Here is a 17,351-nt window from a genome sequence, read left to right as displayed (position 1 = left end):
CCCCCTTCCGGGCCTTCCCGCCGCCTCTGCTCCGGGCGGCGGGAGGGCATCCGTCAGCGGACGGCGGGGAGGCTCCCCTCAGCGCGGCCGGCCGCCCTGCGGCGGCGCCAGAGCACCAGGGGCACCGCGCCCGCGAGGCCCAGGGCGGACGGCGCCACCACCGCGGCGGCGGACGCGGTGGAGTCGATCCCGGGCTGGTCGTAGGTGTCCGGAACCGGCAGGGTCGACAGCCGGTTCAGGGGCCAGGCCACGACGACCGCACGGCCGACGACCTCGTCGACCGGCACGAAGCCGCGGTTGACGTCCTCCATGTGGTAGCGCGAGTCCTGCGAGTTCTGGCGGTTGTCGCCCATCACCCAGATGCGGTCCTCGGGCACCTTGAACGGCCCGAAGGGCTGGTCGTCGCAGGCAGAGCTGCCCGGGTAGAGGTAGGGCTCGTCCAGCGCCTTGCCGTTGACCCTGACCGGGCCGCCCTTCTTGCACTCCACGGTGTCACCGGCCACCGCGATGGTGCGCTTGATGAGGTCCTTCTCCTCCGCCGAGGGCATCAGCCCGATGAAGCTCAGGAACTTCTGGACCACGTTCTGCTCGGGGACCGGCTCCCCGTCGAGCCAGCCGCCCGGGTCGTGGAACACGACGACCTCGCCGCGCTCGGGCTCGGAGCCGAACCACGGCGTCAGCTTGTCCACGAGGACGCGGTCCCCGCGCTGGAGCGTGTTCATCATCGAATCCGACGGGATGGAGAACGCCTGCACCAGGAAGGTCTTGATCAGGAGCGCCAGCACCAGCGCGATACCGATCAGGAGCGGCAGTTCCTTCCAGAAGGATCGCTGCTTCTTCTGATCCGTACCGTCGTCCTCCGGCGTCTCGTCGCCGCCCGCCGCGGGCGCGCCCTCCGCGTCCCCGTGCGCGCCGGGATGCCGCTCGGGCTGCTCCTCGGGATCATCGTGCCCGGACCGTGCGCCGACCGCCACGTCCCCCACATCCACTCCTCACTCCGTGCGAACCGCCTGCCCCGTACAAGGAACAGGCCCACCACTCCCATAACGAGCGGGAGTTCCGCAGGGGTCGGGAGCAGGACCATTCCGTTCAGATCCCGGGAGGACAGGGTATGCGACGGGGTGCCCGCAGCCACTGCCGCGGCGGGCTGGTCGGGCACGGCACGGAAGGTGTCCCGCTCCTCCAGCCCCCGCCAGTGCGGCAGCGGCCACACGATGTACACGGCGCGGCCCACGACCTGGTCCTCGGCGACCGTGCCCTGGCCCTCCTCCTCCAGGTGGAAGCGGGAGTCCGCCGAGTCCGAGCGGTGGTCCCCGAGGACGAAGATCCGCCCTTCGGGCACCTGGACCTCGAAGGAGATCTCCGACGGGGTGTTCCCGGGATGCAGATACGGCTCGTCCAGCGGGACGCCGTTGACGGCGACCCGTCCGTCCGCCCCGCAGCAGGTCACGGTGTCGCCGCCCACGGCGACGACCCGCTTGATCAGGTCGCGCTCGTCGTCCGAGGGCAGCAGGCCGATGAAGGTGAGGAACTGCTTGACCTGCTTGACCCCGATCGGGTCCTCCTCCGCGGGCTTCTCCTCCTGCGGGAGCCAGCCCCCGGGGTCCTTGAAGACCACCACGTCGCCCCGCTCCGGACGGGACCCGAACCAGGGGGTCAGCTTGTCGACCAGCACCCGGTCGCTGATCCGGATGGTCTGCTCCATGGAACCGGAGGGGATGACGAACGCCTGGACGAGGAAGGTCTTGAGGCCCAGCGCTATCAGCAGCGCCACGGTGATCAGGACGGGCACCTCCTTGATCGCGGACCGTCGGCGCCGCCGCTTGACCCGCTGCGCCAGCCTGCGCCGCTCGGCGCGCCCCGGCAGCTGCCGCCTCCCGTCCGTGGGGCGCGTCCCGGTGGGCAGGCGGGTGTCCGCACCGTGGCCGGCGCGCCGCCCCCGGTTACCCATGGCCACCGCCGGACCGGTCGGGTTCGGGGACGTGCCGGAAGGCGTCCGTTCCGCCGAGGGAGGTCCAGCGCCCGGCGGGCCAGCCGATCCACTCGGCCCTCCCGATCACCCGGTCGACGGGCACCATGCCGCCGCCCGGTGAACCGAGGTGGTCGCGGGAGTCCCGGGAGCTGCTGCGGTGGTCCCCCATGACCCACAGGCGCCCCTCGGGCACGACGATGTCGAAGTCGGCCTCGGACGCGGTGTCGCCGGGGTACAGGTAGCTCTCGTCGACCGCTGCACCGTTCACCTCGATCCTGCCCTGCCTGTCGCAGCAGACCACACGGTCGCCGCCGGTGCCGACGACCCGTTTGACGAAGTCGGTGTCGGCGGGTTCGGCGAGCCCGAGTGTCGCCAGCCCCTCTCGTACTACAGAACTCACGGGGTTGTCCGTCGGTTCCGGAGGGGCGAAGGAACCCGCGCCGTCGAAGACCACGACGTCGCCGCGGGCGGGGCCGGAGTCCTCGTCGTAGGCCAGCTTGTTGACCAGGATCCGGTCGCCCTCGCGCAGTGCGGGCTCCATCGAGCCGCTGGGAATCAGGAAGGGCTGGAGCACGAACCGGCTGAACAGCAGGACGACGGCCGTGCAGGCGGCCCCGGCGAGCGCAGCGGTGCGCAGCGACATCCGGGCGGAGCGGCCGGAGGGGGAACGACGCACGGAGCGCGACCCCTCCCCCGTCGGGCCCGTTGCCGGGCCGGGGGAGCGGTCGCGCTCCGTGTGCTGTGCTTCGGTGTCCATCGGGGAGGAGCCTATCCGGCCGCCTCCCGCACCGAGCGCCTGTGTGAGCCGGGGCTCACGCGCGAACGGGAGCCCGGGGCTCAGTTGTCGCGCTTCTCCTTGATCTTGGCGGCCTTGCCGCGCAGCTCGCGGAGGTAGTAGAGCTTCGCACGGCGGACGTCACCGCGGGTGACGAGCTCGATCTTCTCGAAGATCGGGCTGTGCACCGGGAAGGTGCGCTCGACGCCGACGGAGAAGGAGACCTTGCGGACCGTGAAGGTCTCGCTCACGCCCGCGCCCTGGCGGCGGATGACGACGCCCTTGAACTGCTGGATACGGGAGCGGTTGCCCTCGATGACACGGACGTGCACGTTGACGGTGTCGCCGGGGCGGAAGGCCGGGATGTCGGAGCGGAGCGAAGCCGCGTTGACGCTGTCGAGCAGGTGAGCCATGGTGGTCTGCTTCCTCGCCGATGCCACAGGTCATCGACGGAATGTCGTGAGGAGATCAGGGGTGCCGGTGGCCGGGCGGGCGTCGTTCCCCCTGTGGCAGGGGCGCCGGCCGGGCGCACAGCAGCGGCTCATTCTTCCACGGCCTCGGGCCTGCGCCAAAATCGGCCTCCGGGGGCGGGCGCCCAGCCCAGGATGGAGAGGACCTCCCGGTCCTTGCGGTCGAAGGCCGCGGCGTCGCAACGCTCGATCAGGTCGGGCCTGTTGGCGGCGGTGCGGCGCAGCGCCTCGTCCCGCCGCCACCGCGCGATCCTCCCGTGGTGGCCGCTGACCAGCACCTCGGGGATCCCGCGGCCGCGCCAGACGGGCGGCTTGGTGTAGACGGGGCCCTCCAGCAGGTCGGCCATGGCGCCGGGGGCGAAGGAGTCGTCGCGGTGGGACTCGGCGTTGCCGAGCACGCCCGGGAGCAGCCGGGCCACCGCCTCCGTGACCACGAGCACCGCGGCCTCCCCCCCGGCCAGCACGTAGTCCCCGATGGACACCTCGTACACCGGCATCCGGGTGGCGTACTCCTCCACGACGCGCCGGTCGATGCCCTCGTAGCGCGCGGGCGTGAAGAGCAGCCAGGGGCGCTGCGCGAGCTCGACGGCGAGCTTCTGCGTGAAGGGCCGGCCGCTGGGGGTGGGGACGACCAGTGCGGGGGTGCGGGCGCCCTCCTCGTAGCCCTCGGCGAGGACCGTGTCCAGGGCGTCGCCCCAGGGCCCGGTCTTCATGACCATGCCGGGGCCGCCGCCGTAGGGCGTGTCGTCCACGGTGCTGTGCCGGTCGTAGGCCCAGCGGCGCAGGTCGTGCACCCGCACGTCGAGCTGCCCGCGGGCGCGGGCCTTGCCGACGAGCGAGACGTTCAGCGGGTCGAGGTACTCGGGGAAGATCGTGACGACGTCGAGCCTCATCGGGCGGCACCGTCCGCGTCGCCGCCCGCCTGGGCACCGTCCGCGTCGCCGCCCTCCCGGGCGCCCTCCGCGTCGCCGTCCGCCCGGGCGCCCTCTCCGGCGGCGGCCTCGCGGGCCGAGGCGACGAGGGCGTCACGCTCGTCGAGGAGGCCCGGCGGCGGGTCCACGACGGCCCGCTGCTCCTCCAGGTCGATCTCGGTGACGATCTCCTCGACGAAGGGGATCATCACCTCGCTGCCGTCCGGGCGCTCGACGATGAAGAGGTCCTGCGAGGGAAGATGGCTGATCTCCGTGACACGCCCGACGGGTGTCCCGTCGGTGAGGACGACGTCGAGGTCCATCAGCTGGTGGTCGTAGTACTCGTCGGGATCCTCGGGGAGCTCCTCCGGGTCCACCTCGGCGATGAGCAGCGTGTTGCGCAGCGCCTCGGCGGCGGTGCGGTCGCCGACGCCCTCGAAGCGCAGCAGCAGGCGCCCGCTGTGGACGCGGCCCGTCGCGATCGTCAGCGGCCCGGCCGCCGGCGGGTCGGTGGCCAGGACGGCGCCGGGGCCGAGCCTGAGCTCCGGCTCGTCGGTACGCACCTCGACGGTGACCTCGCCCTTGATGCCATGGGCGCGGCCGATCCGCGCCACTACCAGCTGCACGCTTGCCCCTCTTCGTCTTCGCGGCGGTCTGCCCGGTTGCGGGTGGCCGCGGGCGGGGTCGAAAGCCCTGCCCCGGCCCCTGGAACGGCAAGGGCCGGGGCAGGGCGGAAGGCCCTCCCCCGGCCCGAGCCGGTGTTCAACTGCGGATCAGCGGACCTGGTCCACGTCGACGAGGTCGACGCGGACGCCCCGTCCGCCGATGGCGCCCACGACGGTGCGCAGGGCGCGGGCGGTGCGGCCGTTGCGGCCGATCACCTTACCGAGGTCGTCGGGGTGCACCCGGACCTCCAGCACGCGGCCGCGGCGCAGGTTGCGCCCGGCCACCTGGACGTCGTCCGGGTTGTCGACGATGCCCTTCACGAGGTGCTCGAGAGCCTCCTCGAGCATGCTCAGGCCTCGGTGGACTCGGCGGCCTCGGCCTCGTCCGCCTTCTTCTCGGCCTTCTTGGCCTTCGGCGTGATGGCCTCGCCCTTGGCGTCGTCACCCTCGAGGGTCTTGGCGAAGGCCTCGAAGGAGGCGCGCTTGTCCTCCTTGGCGGCCGGGGCCAGCAGCGGCTTCTCCGGGGCGGGGAGGCCCTTGGCCTTCTGCCAGTCGCCGGTGAGCTTCAGGATGGCGAGGACCGGCTCGGTCGGCTGGGCGCCGACGGACAGCCAGTACTGCGCACGCTCCGAGTCGACCTCGATGCGCGAGGGGTTGTACGTCGGGTGGTACAGACCGATCTCCTCGATGGCCCGGCCGTCACGGCGGGTACGGGAGTCGGCGACGACGATGCGGTAGTGGGGCTGGCGAATCTTGCCGAGACGCTTCAGCTTGATCTTGACTGCCACGGGAGTGGTGTCTCCTGGTGTTGACGTGGTTGGGCACAACGGGATGCCACGTGGGGTTGCGGTACTCGGGTGCCCGATGGACGCGTCAGCCGGAGGCGAGAGGGTTCCTGTGCGGCTGTCGAGTACAGCTAGCCATTGTGCCACACGCACGGCACCGCCCCTCACCCTCCCCGGGGCATCGCGGACCGGCCCGCGGCGGGCCGCCGCAGATGCCGCGCGGGAGCCGGTTCGCTCCGCCGCACCGGCGGTGCCGCGGCAGCCCGACGGCCCGCCCGGCGCAGGCCCGCGGGCCCGGTCACCGGCGGGGGCGGCCCCGGGGCCGCGCGGTGGACGGCCCCGGCGGCGGGATGCCCGCGGAGCCGGTCAGCCGGTGGCGCCGAGCGCCTCGGGGATGCGGAAGGGTTTGCCGCACCCGCCGCACACGATCGGCGCCTGGGCGAGGACGGACGGGACGACCCGGACGTTGCGTCCGCAGTCGCACACGGCCTTCACCCGGACGCCGCCACCGGAGGAGCCGTGGCGTGCCGCGGGGCCCCGGAACGTGCGCTTGGTGTCGGAGGCGGTGGCGGCCGTGTGCGCCTTCAGTGCGCGCTGGAGGCGCTCGATGGTCGCACGGTACCGGCGTTTCGCCTCGGGGTTGAGCGTGACCAGGGAGAAGCCGCTGCTCGGGTGCGGCTCGTCGGCGTGGTCGAGGCCCATCTCCTCGGCGATCGCGAGGAAGCGGCGGTTGTGGTAGCGGCCGGCGCGGGAGGTGTCGCGGACCCCTCTCGCGGCGGCGATGCCGTGGACTGCCTCGTGGAGCAGCCGTTCGAAGGAGAGTTCGGCGCCGCAGGCGGACGACGACTCCCCGATCAGGGACTCGGGCGCGGCAAGATCGGGCAGTTCGGGGTGGTGCCGCTGAATGTCGGCCCACGCCTGTGCCAGCTCTGCGGCGAGGACAGGTGGTGTCGTGCTCACGTCGTGACAACGAGCCGGGGGCCACTCGGGTTCCATTCCGGGGCATCCCAAATAATTTGCACGTACCCGTCAGTCGCACTCGATGCGGCCCGACCGGGGCGGGCGGCGCCGAACTGCACGGAAGCCTCACAGCTCGCAGCAAGGCGGTGCGTAAGCACCGGCGTGCGCGGCGGGGCGCGCACCGCCTCCCGGCACACCGTGCGAGCCCGCTCGGGGCGGGCCGCCGGCGGGACGGCGGGCCCGGGGCGACGGGCCCAGGGCGGAGACCGGAAGGGCCCGGGGCGGAGACCGGAGGGGCCCGCCCCGGCATCCGCGGGCCCCCGCAGCGCGCGCCCGAGGTGCCCGGAGCCGCGGGCCGGGTCAGACTGGGCGAGGAGCGGAAGGGCGGTGCCCCACAGGTGCGCCCCCGTCCGTTCCGGCGCGCCGACCCGTGCGGGGCACTCCGGTCACCGCCCGCGGTGCGGCTCTCCGGGCGGAGCGCCGCACCGCGGGCCGGTCGGGCACCGACCGGCCCGGCCGTTGCCGGCCAAGCACCGCGACGGAGGCCGTGGTCCTTCCGCGGGGGCGTCACCGCAGCCGCCCCGGCGCCGGAGGCCCGGTCGCGGGTGGTGCGGGGCCCTATGGGATCCGGCCATCCACCCGGGGCGCACACCCCGGGCGCACAAGCAGTGCCGTACGACCTCTGGACGCCGGGGCGCACGCGCAGTTCCCTGGCGTGAGGGGACCGGGCGCGGACGCACACGGGGGCGGCCCTTCGGAACACACGCGAATCTCTCGGCGGATTGGGGCGTATCGATGGCATCCACGCTCGTCCGGCACCGGCCCCGCACGGCGTCGGCGTCCTCATCACAGGCTGCTGCCGCGGCACCGGCGTGCGAACGGGCCCGGGACTGGGCCGAGATCCAGGAACGGATGCTGGTGCCGCTGTACGAGGCGGTGTACGACCGGCTCGACGTCGGAGCGGGCACCCGGCTGCTGGGGCTCGGCTGCGGCTCCGGTCTGGCCCTGTTGATCGCCGCCGGGCGGGGCGCCCGCGTCACCGGCGCCGACACCGACGGGGCGCGGCTGGCGCTGGCGCGCGAACGGCTGGAGGCCGGGGGCCCGGGGCCCGGCGGCGCCCGGCTGGTCACGGGCGGCCCGCAGGAGGCCCGCGAGGGCTGGCAGGCCCCGTACACCCTGGTCACGGCCTTCCAGCCGATGGGCGGTGCACCCGGGGACGCCGACGCGCTGGCCGCCGCGGTGCACGGTGCCGTGCCGCTCTGCGAGCGCGGCGCCTCGGTGGTGCTCACCGGGTGGGGGCCGCCGGAGCGGTGCGCCACCTCCGGGGTGCTGCGCACCGCGGGGGCCGCGGTGCGGCCGCAGGGGGCGGCCCTCCCGGGGCCCGGGCCCGCGCGGGACTCCCTGGAGGACGTGGCGGCCCGGGCAGGGCTGCGGCCGGACGGGTCGGGCCGGGTGGCCTGCCCCTTCGGCTACGCGGACACCGACAGTGCGGTGCGCGGCCTGCTGTCGACGGGGGCGTGCGACGCGGCGCTGCGCGCGAGCGACCGGGACCGGGTGGCGAAGGAGCTCGCGGAGGCGCTCCACCCCTACCGGCGGCCCGACGGCACGGTCTGGATGCCGAACGTGTTCCGGTACCTGATCGCCAGGACGCCCTGAGCGGACCGCCCCGCCCGGGCGGGGCGAGGCCGGGGCGCGCGGTGCGGGGGTGCACCCTCCCCGGACCACCGCGCGCCCGCCCCGGGCGGCGGCCTTTCAGCCCATGAACTTCTTGAACTCGTCCGGCAGTTCGAAGTCCTTGCCCGGCTCACCGGCGGGCAGCCCGAAGGCGCCCCCCTGCTGCGCCTGCTCGCGGCGGGCCGCGGCGGCCGCCTCGTCGGCCTTGCGCTTCATGGGGTTGCCGCTCTTGCGCTTGCCCTTGGCCTGCTTCTGCTGCTTCTTCTGACGCCCCGGTCCACCGCCCATGCCGGGCATCCCTGGCATGCCGGGCATGCCGCCGCCCTGCGCCATCCGGGACATCATCTTGCGCGCCTCGAAGAACCGCTCCACCAGGTTCTTCACGGCGCTGACGTCGACACCGGAACCGCGGGCGATGCGGGCGCGCCGCGAGCCGTTGATGACCGTCGGGTCCTGGCGCTCGCCCGGGGTCATCGACTTGATGATCGCGGCGGTGCGGTCCACGTCGCGCTCGTCGATGTTGTTGATCTGGTCCTTCATCTGCGCCATGCCGGGCAGCATGCCGAGGAGCTTGCTGATGGAGCCCATCTTGCGGACCTGCTCCATCTGGGCCAGGAAGTCGTCGAGCGTGAACTCCTTGCCCTTGCTGCTCGCCAGCTTGGAGGCCATCTTGGCGGCCTCTTCCTGGCTGAAGGTCTGCTCGGCCTTCTCGATCAGCGAGAGCATGTCGCCCATGCCGAGGATGCGGGAGGCCATGCGGTCCGGGTGGAACGCGTCGAACTCGTCCAGCTTCTCGCCGTTGGAGGCGAACATGATCTGCTTGCCGGTGACGTGCGCGATCGACAGCGCGGCACCGCCGCGGGCGTCTCCGTCGAGCTTGGAGAGCACCACGCCGTCGAAGCCGACGCCGTCGCGGAAGGCCTCCGCGGTGTTCACCGCGTCCTGGCCGATCATCGCGTCGACGACGAAGAGGACCTCGTCGGGGTTGACCGCGTCGCGGATGTCCGCGGCCTGCTCCATCAGCTCCTGGTCGATGCCGAGGCGGCCGGCCGTGTCGACGACGACCACGTCGTACTGCTTGGTCCGCGCGTACTCGACGGAGTCCTTGGCCACCTGGACCGGGTCGCCGACGCCGTTGCCCGGCTGGGGGGCGTAGACCCCGACGCCCGCCCGCTCGGCGACCACCGAGAGCTGGTTGACGGCGTTGGGGCGCTGCAGGTCGCAGGCCACCAGCAGGGGCGAGTGGCCCTGCGCCTTGAGCCAGAGGCCGAGCTTGCCCGCGAGGGTCGTCTTGCCCGCGCCCTGGAGGCCCGCGAGCATGATCACGGTCGGCGCGGTCTTCGCGAACCGCAGCCGCCTGGTCTCGCCGCCGAGGATGCCGACGAGCTCCTCGTTGACGATCTTGACGACCTGCTGGGCGGGGTTCAGCGCCTTGGAGACCTCCGCGCCCTGGGCCCGGGTCTTGACCTGCTTGATGAACTCCCGGACCACCGGGAGCGCCACGTCCGCCTCCAGCAGCGCGATACGGATCTCCCGTGCCGTGGCGTCGATGTCGGCCTCGCTGAGGCGGCCCTTGCCCCGGAGGTTCTTGAAGGTCGCTGCAAGGCGGTCGGAGAGGGTGTCGAACACGGCGGTCGCGGGTCCTCGGGTGTAGGCGGCGGGCGGACAATCGCCCCCCAGGGTATCCGGACACCGCGGATGGGGAGCAGCCCCGCGGGTGCGGTGGGCACGGGGCGCCCGGGAGCGGGGCCGGCGCCCCCGCAGGGCCGCCGTCCGCTCCCGGCCTCCCGGGTGCCCCGGGCACGCGCCGCCGACGCTAGCGCAGCGCGCTCCCCAGTGCGTCCGCCAGGTCCCTGGCCCGGCCGGGCTCCAGCGGGGCGCCGTCGGTGCCGGTGACGTAGAAGGCGTCCACGGCGTTGGCGCCGAGGGTCGAGACATGGGCGCTGCGCACCCGTACACCCGCGCCCTCCAGCGCGCACCCGATGCGGTGGAGCAGCCCCGGGGCGTCCTGGGCGCGGACCTCGATGACGGTGGCGCGGAGCGACCCGGCCGGGGCCACCCTCACCCGCGGCGGCGGGGCGGTGATCCCGCGCCGCCGCGGATAGGCGGCCTCCCGTTCGGCGAGCCGCGCGCGGATGTCCAGGCTGCCGTCGAGGACGCGGACGAGGTCCGTCCTGAGCCGGGCGGCCTGCGGCAGGGAGCCGTACTCGGCGGCCACGCGCCAGTCGAGCACCAGGGCCGCACCCTCGCCGCCGGTGACGCCCGGCAGGCGGACGGAGCGGAGTTCGGCGGCGCGCACGGTCAGCCGGTGGAGGGCGAGCACGCCCGCCACGGCGGGGAGGACCCCGGGCCGGTCGGGCAGGGCGATGAGCAGTTCCACGCCGACCGGCTCGGGCTCGGCCCCCTCCGGCGCCTCCGCGGGCTGGGTGCGCAGGGCCAGTACGGGCTCGCCGGTGCGCAGCGCCTCGACGGCCAGCCGCTCCTGCTCGGCGCTGGGCTCGGCCTCCTCGGGTTCCCCGGCCGAGGCCCCGGCGAGCACGGCGGCGGCGCGCCGGGCCAGGTCGGCGACGAGGGAGCCGCGCCAGGAGGACCAGGCGGCGGGTCCGGTGGCCAGGGCGTCCGCCTCGGTGAGGGCGTGCAGCAGTTCCAGGGTGCCCACGGAGCCGACGGCCTTGGCGACGGCCTCCACGGTGGCCGGGTCGTCCAGGTCCCGGCGGGTCGCGGTCTCCACCAGCAGCAGGTGGTGGCGGACGAGTACGGCGAGGACCTCGGCGTCCTCGCGGTCGAAGCCGATCCGCGCGGCGATGTCCCGGGCGATCGTCTCCCCGACCCGGGAGTGGTCCCCGGGCCAGCCCTTGCCGATGTCGTGGAGCAGCGCCGCGACCAGGAGCAGGTCGGGGCGGCCGACGTGGCGGGTGAGCGCGGCGGCCCTGACGGCCGTCTCCACCAGGTGGCGGTCCACGGTCCAGGTGTGCACCGCGTTGCGCTGGGGGCGGCAGCGCACCCGCTCCCAGTCGGGCACGAAGCGGGTGATCAGGTCCTCGGCCTCCAGCGCCTCCCACACCGGCACGGTGCTCTCGCCCGCGCCGAGCAGGGTGACCAGTTCCTCGCGGGCCTCGGCGGGCCAGGGGGTGGGCAGGCGGGCGGCGGAGGCGGCGAGGCGGCGGACGGCGTGCCGGGACAGCGGGAGCCCGGACTGGGCGGCCGCCGCGGCGGCGCGCAGCGGCAGCACGGCGTCGCGGTCGGGGCGCGCGGCCAGGGCGAGCACGACCTCGCCGTCCTGTTCGACGACGCCTTCGGCGAGCGGGGTGCGCTCGGGGCGCCGGGCGCGGGCGCCGGAGAGCATGGCGCGCAGCCGGGGGCGGGCCGCTCGGGAGCGCAGGACCCGGTGGACCTCGCGCCAGGTGACGTCCTGGGCGTAGGAGACGGTGCGGGCGGCCTCGTAGACGGTGCGCAGCAGCGCGTCGGCGTCGAGGAGGCCGAGTTCTTCGGCGACCTGGTCCTGGTCCTGGAGGCTGAGCCGGTCGGTGGCGCGTCCGGTCGTCCGGTGCAGGGCGTCGCGGACGTCGAGGAGGACGCCGCGTGCCTCGGCGAGCCCCTCGCGGGGGGCGTCGGCCACCCAGGAGGAGGCGACGGCGCGGAGGGCGGTGAGGTCCCTCAGACCGCCGCGGGCCTCCTTGAGGTCGCCTTCGAGGAGGTACTGGAGCTCGCCCTGCCGCTCGGCGCGCTCGCGGCACAGGGCGTCCAGTTCGGGCAGGCGGCGGGGGGCCTGGTTGCGCCAGTCGGCGAGCACGGCGGTGCGCAGCGCGGAGACGGGGGCCGGGTCTCCGGCGACCGGCCGGGCGTCGAGCAGCCCCAGCTGGACCTTGAGGTCCTCGGCGGCGGTGGCGCGGGCCTCGGCCGGGGTGCGCACGGAGTGGTCGAGGGCGAGCCCGAGGTCCCACACCGGGTACCAGATCCGGTCGGCGAGCGCGGCGACGGCTGCGGCGTCCGCCCTGCCGTCGTGGAGGAGGAGCAGGTCGAGGTCGCTGCGGGGGGAGAGTTCGGCGCGCCCGTAGCCGCCGACGGCGACGAGGGCCGCGCCGCGGACCCCGGTCCCGGCCGCGGCGGCGGTGAAGAGGGCGGCGAGCCAGTCGTCGGTGAGGGCGGCGAGCGCGGAGCGGCGAGCGGCCCCGGAGGGCGCCGTGCCGTTGAGGAGGCGCAGGCGGGCCGCCGCGTAGCCGCCGGGTGCGTCCTCGGCGGCGTCGGTCGGGTGGGGGCTCGTCACGGCTGCGCTCCTTCGTCTGGTGTCGTGCGGGCGGCTCGGGCGCCCCGCGGCCCGCCGGGGGGCGGGTCCCCGGACGGGTCCGGGGCGGCGCGGTCACCGGTGTGACCGCGCCGCCCCGTGCGGGCCGTCCTACAGGGCGTCCGGGCCCCGCTCGCCGGTGCGGACGCGCACCGCGGTGTCGACGGGGACGCTCCAGACCTTGCCGTCACCGATCTTGCCGGTCCGGGCCGCCTTGACGATCACCTCGACGAGCTGCTCGGCGTCCTCGTCCTCGACCAGGACCTCGATGCGGATCTTGGGGACGAGGTCGACGGTGTACTCGGCGCCGCGGTAGACCTCGGTGTGGCCGCGCTGGCGGCCGTAGCCGCTGGCCTCCGTGACGGTCAGGCCGTGGACTCCGAAGGCCTGGAGGGCTTCCTTGATCTCGTCGAGCCGGTGGGGCTTGACGACTGCGGTGATGAGCTTCATGCGTCCACCTTCTTCGATTCTGCTGCGGCGACGGCGGTCTCCGCGGGAGCGGGCACGGCCTTGCGGGAGGAGGCGCCGCCGCCCGCACCGCTGAAGTCGTAGGCCGTCTCGGCGTGCTCGACCTGGTCGATGCCGGAGATCTCGTCGTCCTCGTCGACCCGCATCCCCATCGTCTTGTGGATCACGAGGGCGAGGAGGCCGGAGACGACCAGGGAGTAGGCCAGGACCGCGACCACGCCGACGGCCTGCTTCGTGAGCTGGTCGATGCCGCCGCCGTAGAAGAGGCCCTTGGCGTCGGACTGCACGCCGCCGGTGGCGAAGAACCCGACGAGCAGGGAGCCGATGACACCGCCGACGAGGTGGACGCCGACGACGTCGAGGGAGTCGTCGTAGCCGAACCTGTACTTCAGCCCGACGGCCATGGCGCAGACCAGGCCCGCGATCGCGCCGACGGCGATGGCGCCGAGCGGGGAGACCGAGCCGCCTGCAGGGGTGATGGCGACCAGGCCGGCGACGGCGCCGGAGGCGGCGCCGAGGGTGGTGAAGGCCCCGTGGCGGATCTTCTCGTAGATCAGCCAGGCGAGGACTGCGGCGCCCGTGGCGACCTGGGTGTTCACGAACATCACGGCGCCGACGCCGTCGTCGTTGCCGAGCCAGGAGCCCGCGTTGAAGCCGAACCAGCCGAACCACAGCAGGGCCGCGCCGAGCATGACCAGGGGCAGGCTGTGGGGGCGCATCGGGTCCTTCTTGAAGCCGATGCGCTTGCCGATGACGAGGATGACGCCCAGGGCGGCCGCACCGGCGTTGATGTGCACCGCGGTACCGCCGGCGAAGTCGATGACGCCCATCTCGAAGAGCCAGCCGCCGGAGCCCCAGACCCAGTGGGCGACGGGGAAGTAGACGACGGTGACCCACAGGGCGATGAACAGGGCCCAGGCGGTGAACTTGACCCGGTCGGCGAGGGCGCCGCTGATCAGCGCGGGGGTGATGATCGCGAACATCAGCTGGAAGACGGCGAAGACGAACACCGGGATGGTGGTCGGGTCCCACAGCTCGTTGACGCCGATGCCGCTCAGCCCGACGTAGTCGGCGCTCCAGCCGACGACGGAGCCGATGTCGGTGCCGAAGGCCATGCTGAAGCCGTAGAGCACCCACAGGATGGTGACGATCCCGAGGCTGATGAAGCTCATCATCAGCATGTTCAGGGTGGACTTGACGCGGACCATGCCTCCGTAGAAGAAGGCGAGACCCGGCGTCATGAGCATCACCAGGGCGGAACAGATGAGCATGAACCCTGTGTTGGCGGCAGACAGCTCGGGGGCGTCTGCGGCAAGGGTCGAGATGCCTGGGGGCATCGGCGTCTCCTCGTCGTCGTGCGGCCGCGTGCGGGGCGGAGCCTCGGCGGACTGCGGGCGGTGCCTTGCGGGGGCGGGCCGGCTGCCCCCTTTGCGCCATGAGGTTGGCGCAGCGCGGTTTCCGCAAGGGCCACCCGATGTTTCACCGCAGTGACGAAGAGGTCCGGCGTGTTACACCGCCATGAACAGGCTGATCGTCCGGGGGCGGCGGACGTACCATCTGCCCACGTCACGGTCCGGCCGCGGCACCCGCCCGGATGACTTGGCACGGGGGGAGCCGAGTCGGATGGTTCGGGGCGGATACCGCGGCCGGGGTGTGCTGCCCCGCGGTCCCGGCCGCCGGTGGGCCGGTGCGGGGCTGTCGGGGGGGTGTCAGACGGCCTCCGCCGTCTCGGGGAGCTGGGCGGTCAGCCGCTCGGTGAACCGGACGACGTCGGCCACGTCGGCGTAGTCCCGGGCCGCGGTGTCCACGGTCTTGCGCAGCCGGGTGTTCACCCGCTCGGAGCGGACCTTCCGGGCGACGCCGAGGGCCCGGTCGGCCAGCGAGGTGGCCTGCTCCGGCTCCCGCTTGAGCAGGTGCACGGTGGCCATGCCGACGAGGTTGAGTGCGTACGACCGCTGGTGCTCGGCGTCGCGGCTGAAAAGCTCCACCGCGCGCTCCATGATCGGCTCCGCGAGGGAGGCGTAGGTGGGGCTGCGACCGGCGACATAGGCGAGGTCGCGGTAGGAGTGGGCGTTCTCGCCGTTGAGCTCGGCCTCGGAGAAGAAGCGGATCCAGTCCGGCTCGGGCTCGCCGTCGAGCCCTGCGTCCGCGAAGGTGTCCTCGGCCATGCGGACGGCCCGCTTGCACTTGCTGGGCTGGCCCATGTTGGCGTAGGCCCGGGCCTCCATCGCATACAGCATGGCCTGGGTGCGGGAGGTGGCACAGTCGCGGCTGCCGTACTGGGCGAGGTGGATGAGCTCCAGGGCGTCGTCGGGCCTGCCGAGGTGGATCATCTGGCGGCTCATCGAGGACAGGATGTAGGAGCCGAGCGGCTTGTCCCCGGCCTCCTTGGCCGCGTGCAGGGCGAGCACGAAGTACTTCTGCGCGGTGGGCTGGAGCCCGACGTCGTAGCTCATCCACCCGGCGAGCTCGGCCAGTTCGGCGGCGCAGCGGAACAGGCGGCGCTCGGTCGCGGCGGGCTGCGGCTCCTGGAGCAGGTCGGTGACCTCGTGGAGCTGGCCGACGACGGCCTTGCGGCGCAGGCCCCCTCCGCACTGGGCGTCCCACTGGCGGAACATGGCGGTGGTGGACTCCAGCAGGTCCAGCTCGGGGCCGGACAGCCGGGGGCGCCGCGCGGAGGCGCTCTCCGGGGTGCGCGGCTGGTCACCGCCGGGGGTGGGTACCAGCCAGCGCTGCATCGGCTCGACCAGCGCGGGGCCGGCGGCGAGGGTGAGGGAGGTGCCGAGGAAGCCGCGGCGGGCGAGCATCAGGTCGCTGCGGGAGAACTCGCTGAGCAGGGTGACCGTCTGGGGTCCGGCCCACGGCAGGTCGACGCCGGAGACGGACGGCGCCTGGTGCGCGGCGCGCAGGCCGAGGTCCTCGATGGCGACGACACTGCCGAAGCGCTCGGAGAACAGCTCCGAGAGGATGCGGGGGATCGGCTCGCGGGGCTGCTCGCCGTCGAGCCAGCGCCGGACCCGGGAGGTGTCCGTGCTGATGTGGTGCGCGCCCAACTGGCGCGCCCTGCGGTTCACCTGGCGCGCCAGCTCGCCCTTCGACCAGCCGCTGCGCAGGAACCACGAGTTCAGCTTCTCGTTGGGGCGCTTGCCGGTGCCGCTCGTACCGTCTGCCCCGCTGCCGCTCACAGGAATGCCCCCATCCGTCCGACTTCGCCACCCGAACCCCTACCAGAATGCCGCGCGCTGCGGCACCCGGTCTCCCGCTTGCACCGTGCGGAACAGCCCGCCGGGTTGCCTGCGGCATACCCGGAACCGAACTGCAATTGCAGGCTCGCATACCGAAAGTAATCCTACGATCACGTGCGCAGCGAGTGGGATTGCAGAAACGCCACCATTCGCCACCCCTCCGAGTGAACCCATCCCGAGCCAGGCGCGATTGACTTGACACAGCACGATCCAGGGTTGTTGCACGGTTGCAGCCGCGGGCGCGTGTCGCCCGACGCACTCCCCCGGACACCATCGCGCGCCACCCGTACGGGTCGATCGGACACACAGCGTCACCATGGCGCTCCAGGTCGTAACCACCGGCGCGCTCGACCCGTTGGAGGGGGCATGGGCTTCACGATCGGCGGCACCCGGGGGATCGGACTGATCCGGCCCGGCACCAGACGCCGCGGGCGCACGACGGAGGCCACCGCGGTGGCCGAGTACACGGGACTGTGGGGCTGGGCCGTGGTCCCCGGGGCACGGGCGGTGGCCGGGCGCTGCTCCTGCGGCTCCCCCGGCTGCGAGCGGCCGGGCGCGCATCCGCTGGACTTCGCCCGGGAGGTGCCCCCCGGGGCGACCCTGGCCGAGGCGGGCGGGGCGTGGGCACAGGTGCCCGGCGCCGCGCTGATGCTGCCGGTGGGCCGCGCCTTCGACGTCCTGGAGGTGGCGGCGGCGGTCGGCCGGCGGGCCCTGGTGCGGATGGAGCGGATGGGGCTGCCCCTCGGCCCCGTGGCCCTGACCCCGGAGGGGCGCTGCCAGTTCCTCGTGGCGCCGGGCGCCGCGGTCTCGCTGCCCGGACTGCTGTACCGGATGGGCTGGGACGACGCCGACCTGGACCTGCACTGCCTGGGGCCGGGCGACCACATCACCGCGCCGCCCTCGGACCGGGGCGGGCGCGGTCCGGTCAGCTGGCTGCGCGCCCCGGAGCCCGACACCGCGACCGCCCCTCCGGAGGCCCGGCTGCTCCTCGGGACGCTGGCCTACATCTGCCACCGCTCCCGGGCGTGCTGACGCGGCCCTCGTCTCCCCCGGAAGCGGGGGCGGGGGGCCCCCCCCCCCGGGGGGGGGGGGGGGGGGGGGGGGGGGGGGGGGGGGGGGGGGGGGGCCCCCCGCGCGGGGC

At 74.0% G+C, this 17,351-nt stretch carries 15 protein-coding genes and 1 pseudogene; 2 read left to right on the top strand and 14 right to left on the bottom strand.

What is annotated here, in order from left to right; all coding sequences use genetic code 11:
- Positions 1–53 precede the first annotated feature (53 nt).
- The 9 genes and pseudogenes from lepB (ACGF15_RS06045) to ACGF15_RS06005 form a co-directional block, all read right to left on the bottom strand.
- Positions 54–974 carry a signal peptidase I gene (gene lepB / locus ACGF15_RS06045; RefSeq protein ID WP_392796997.1) on the bottom strand — a complete coding sequence of 307 codons (921 nt, stop codon included), beginning with the start codon at positions 972–974 and terminating at the stop codon, positions 54–56.
- 287 nt (positions 975–1,261) lie between these two features.
- A pseudogene (gene lepB / locus ACGF15_RS06040) lies at positions 1,262–1,951 on the bottom strand (signal peptidase I); the annotation flags it as partial.
- Positions 1,944–2,729 (bottom strand): signal peptidase I, encoded by a 786-nt coding sequence (lepB, locus tag ACGF15_RS06035; protein WP_362607116.1) that lies wholly within the window; start codon positions 2,727–2,729, stop codon positions 1,944–1,946. The gene lepB (ACGF15_RS06035) and the pseudogene lepB (ACGF15_RS06040), both read right to left, overlap by 8 nt.
- Positions 2,730–2,809: 80 nt before the next feature.
- Complete coding sequence (rplS, locus tag ACGF15_RS06030; protein ID WP_256522790.1) at positions 2,810–3,160, bottom strand: 50S ribosomal protein L19; 351 nt, start codon at positions 3,158–3,160, stop codon at positions 2,810–2,812.
- 128 nt (positions 3,161–3,288) lie between these two features.
- The gene (gene trmD, locus ACGF15_RS06025) at positions 3,289–4,110 is read right to left on the bottom strand and encodes a tRNA (guanosine(37)-N1)-methyltransferase TrmD (protein ID WP_345614103.1); all 822 of its coding nucleotides are present in this window, start codon (positions 4,108–4,110) and stop codon (positions 3,289–3,291) included.
- Positions 4,107–4,754 (bottom strand): ribosome maturation factor RimM, encoded by a 648-nt coding sequence (gene rimM, locus ACGF15_RS06020; protein ID WP_345614104.1) that lies wholly within the window; start codon positions 4,752–4,754, stop codon positions 4,107–4,109. Before rimM ends, trmD begins: the two co-directional genes overlap by 4 nt.
- A 147-nt stretch (positions 4,755–4,901) precedes the next feature.
- Entirely contained in the window at positions 4,902–5,141 is a 240-nt protein-coding gene (locus ACGF15_RS06015) for an RNA-binding protein (RefSeq protein ID WP_071282990.1), read from the bottom strand.
- A 2-nt stretch (positions 5,142–5,143) separates the two neighbouring features.
- Positions 5,144–5,581, bottom strand: a complete 438-nt coding sequence (gene rpsP / locus ACGF15_RS06010) for a 30S ribosomal protein S16 (RefSeq protein ID WP_362607112.1) — start codon at positions 5,579–5,581, stop codon at positions 5,144–5,146.
- Positions 5,582–5,944: 363 nt separating this feature from the next.
- Positions 5,945–6,538, bottom strand: a complete 594-nt coding sequence (locus ACGF15_RS06005) for a hypothetical protein (RefSeq protein WP_256522794.1) — start codon at positions 6,536–6,538, stop codon at positions 5,945–5,947.
- A gap of 795 nt (positions 6,539–7,333) precedes the next feature.
- Between ACGF15_RS06005 and ACGF15_RS06000 the strand changes: the two genes are divergently transcribed.
- Positions 7,334–8,194 (top strand): SAM-dependent methyltransferase, encoded by an 861-nt coding sequence (locus ACGF15_RS06000; RefSeq protein ID WP_345614106.1) that lies wholly within the window; start codon positions 7,334–7,336, stop codon positions 8,192–8,194.
- A gap of 96 nt (positions 8,195–8,290) precedes the next feature.
- Here ACGF15_RS06000 and ffh read toward each other — a convergent pair whose 3' ends face one another.
- The 5 genes from ffh to ACGF15_RS05975 all read right to left on the bottom strand — a co-directional run bounded on the left by ffh (position 8,291) and on the right by ACGF15_RS05975 (position 16,150).
- Entirely contained in the window at positions 8,291–9,841 is a 1,551-nt protein-coding gene (gene ffh / locus ACGF15_RS05995) for a signal recognition particle protein (protein ID WP_345614107.1), read from the bottom strand.
- 187 nt (positions 9,842–10,028) lie between these two features.
- Positions 10,029–12,479 (bottom strand): [protein-PII] uridylyltransferase, encoded by a 2,451-nt coding sequence (locus ACGF15_RS05990; RefSeq protein ID WP_392796996.1) that lies wholly within the window; start codon positions 12,477–12,479, stop codon positions 10,029–10,031.
- Between the two features lie 129 nt (positions 12,480–12,608).
- The gene (locus ACGF15_RS05985) at positions 12,609–12,947 is read right to left on the bottom strand and encodes a P-II family nitrogen regulator (RefSeq protein WP_256522798.1); all 339 of its coding nucleotides are present in this window, start codon (positions 12,945–12,947) and stop codon (positions 12,609–12,611) included.
- Positions 12,944–14,302, bottom strand: a complete 1,359-nt coding sequence (locus ACGF15_RS05980) for an ammonium transporter (protein WP_345614109.1) — start codon at positions 14,300–14,302, stop codon at positions 12,944–12,946. The genes ACGF15_RS05985 and ACGF15_RS05980 overlap by 4 nt, the downstream gene beginning before the upstream one ends.
- Positions 14,303–14,674: 372 nt before the next feature.
- The gene (locus ACGF15_RS05975; RefSeq protein WP_345614110.1) at positions 14,675–16,150 is read right to left on the bottom strand and encodes a hypothetical protein; all 1,476 of its coding nucleotides are present in this window, start codon (positions 16,148–16,150) and stop codon (positions 14,675–14,677) included.
- A gap of 426 nt (positions 16,151–16,576) precedes the next feature.
- Here ACGF15_RS05975 and ACGF15_RS05970 point away from each other — a divergent pair, with 426 nt between their 5' ends.
- Entirely contained in the window at positions 16,577–17,242 is a 666-nt protein-coding gene (locus ACGF15_RS05970; protein ID WP_392796995.1) for a bifunctional DNA primase/polymerase, read from the top strand.
- Positions 17,243–17,351: the final 109 nt, after the last annotated feature.

This window comes from Streptomyces sp. NPDC048001 (genome assembly GCF_043203115.1).
GTDB lineage: Bacteria > Actinomycetota > Actinomycetes > Streptomycetales > Streptomycetaceae > Streptomyces > Streptomyces sanyensis.
The sequence above is the reverse complement of the archived record's forward strand: the minus strand, read 5'-3'. Positions and strand labels throughout refer to the sequence as shown.

Excerpts from the sequence above, each read along its gene's own strand:
- lepB (WP_362607116.1), bottom strand. The coding sequence starts at position 2,729 with ATGGACACCGAAGCACAGCACACGGAGCGCGACCGCTCCCCCGGCCCG.
- ACGF15_RS05980 (WP_345614109.1), bottom strand. The coding sequence starts at position 14,302 with ATGCCCCCAGGCATCTCGACCCTTGCCGCAGACGCCCCCGAGCTGTCT.
- ACGF15_RS05985 (WP_256522798.1), bottom strand. The coding sequence starts at position 12,947 with ATGAAGCTCATCACCGCAGTCGTCAAGCCCCACCGGCTCGACGAGATC.
- ACGF15_RS06015 (WP_071282990.1), bottom strand. The coding sequence starts at position 5,141 with ATGCTCGAGGAGGCTCTCGAGCACCTCGTGAAGGGCATCGTCGACAAC.
- ACGF15_RS06000 (WP_345614106.1), top strand. The coding sequence starts at position 7,334 with ATGGCATCCACGCTCGTCCGGCACCGGCCCCGCACGGCGTCGGCGTCC.
- rplS (WP_256522790.1), bottom strand. The coding sequence starts at position 3,160 with ATGGCTCACCTGCTCGACAGCGTCAACGCGGCTTCGCTCCGCTCCGAC.
- ACGF15_RS05970 (WP_392796995.1), top strand. The coding sequence starts at position 16,577 with ATGGGCTTCACGATCGGCGGCACCCGGGGGATCGGACTGATCCGGCCC.
- trmD (WP_345614103.1), bottom strand. The coding sequence starts at position 4,110 with ATGAGGCTCGACGTCGTCACGATCTTCCCCGAGTACCTCGACCCGCTG.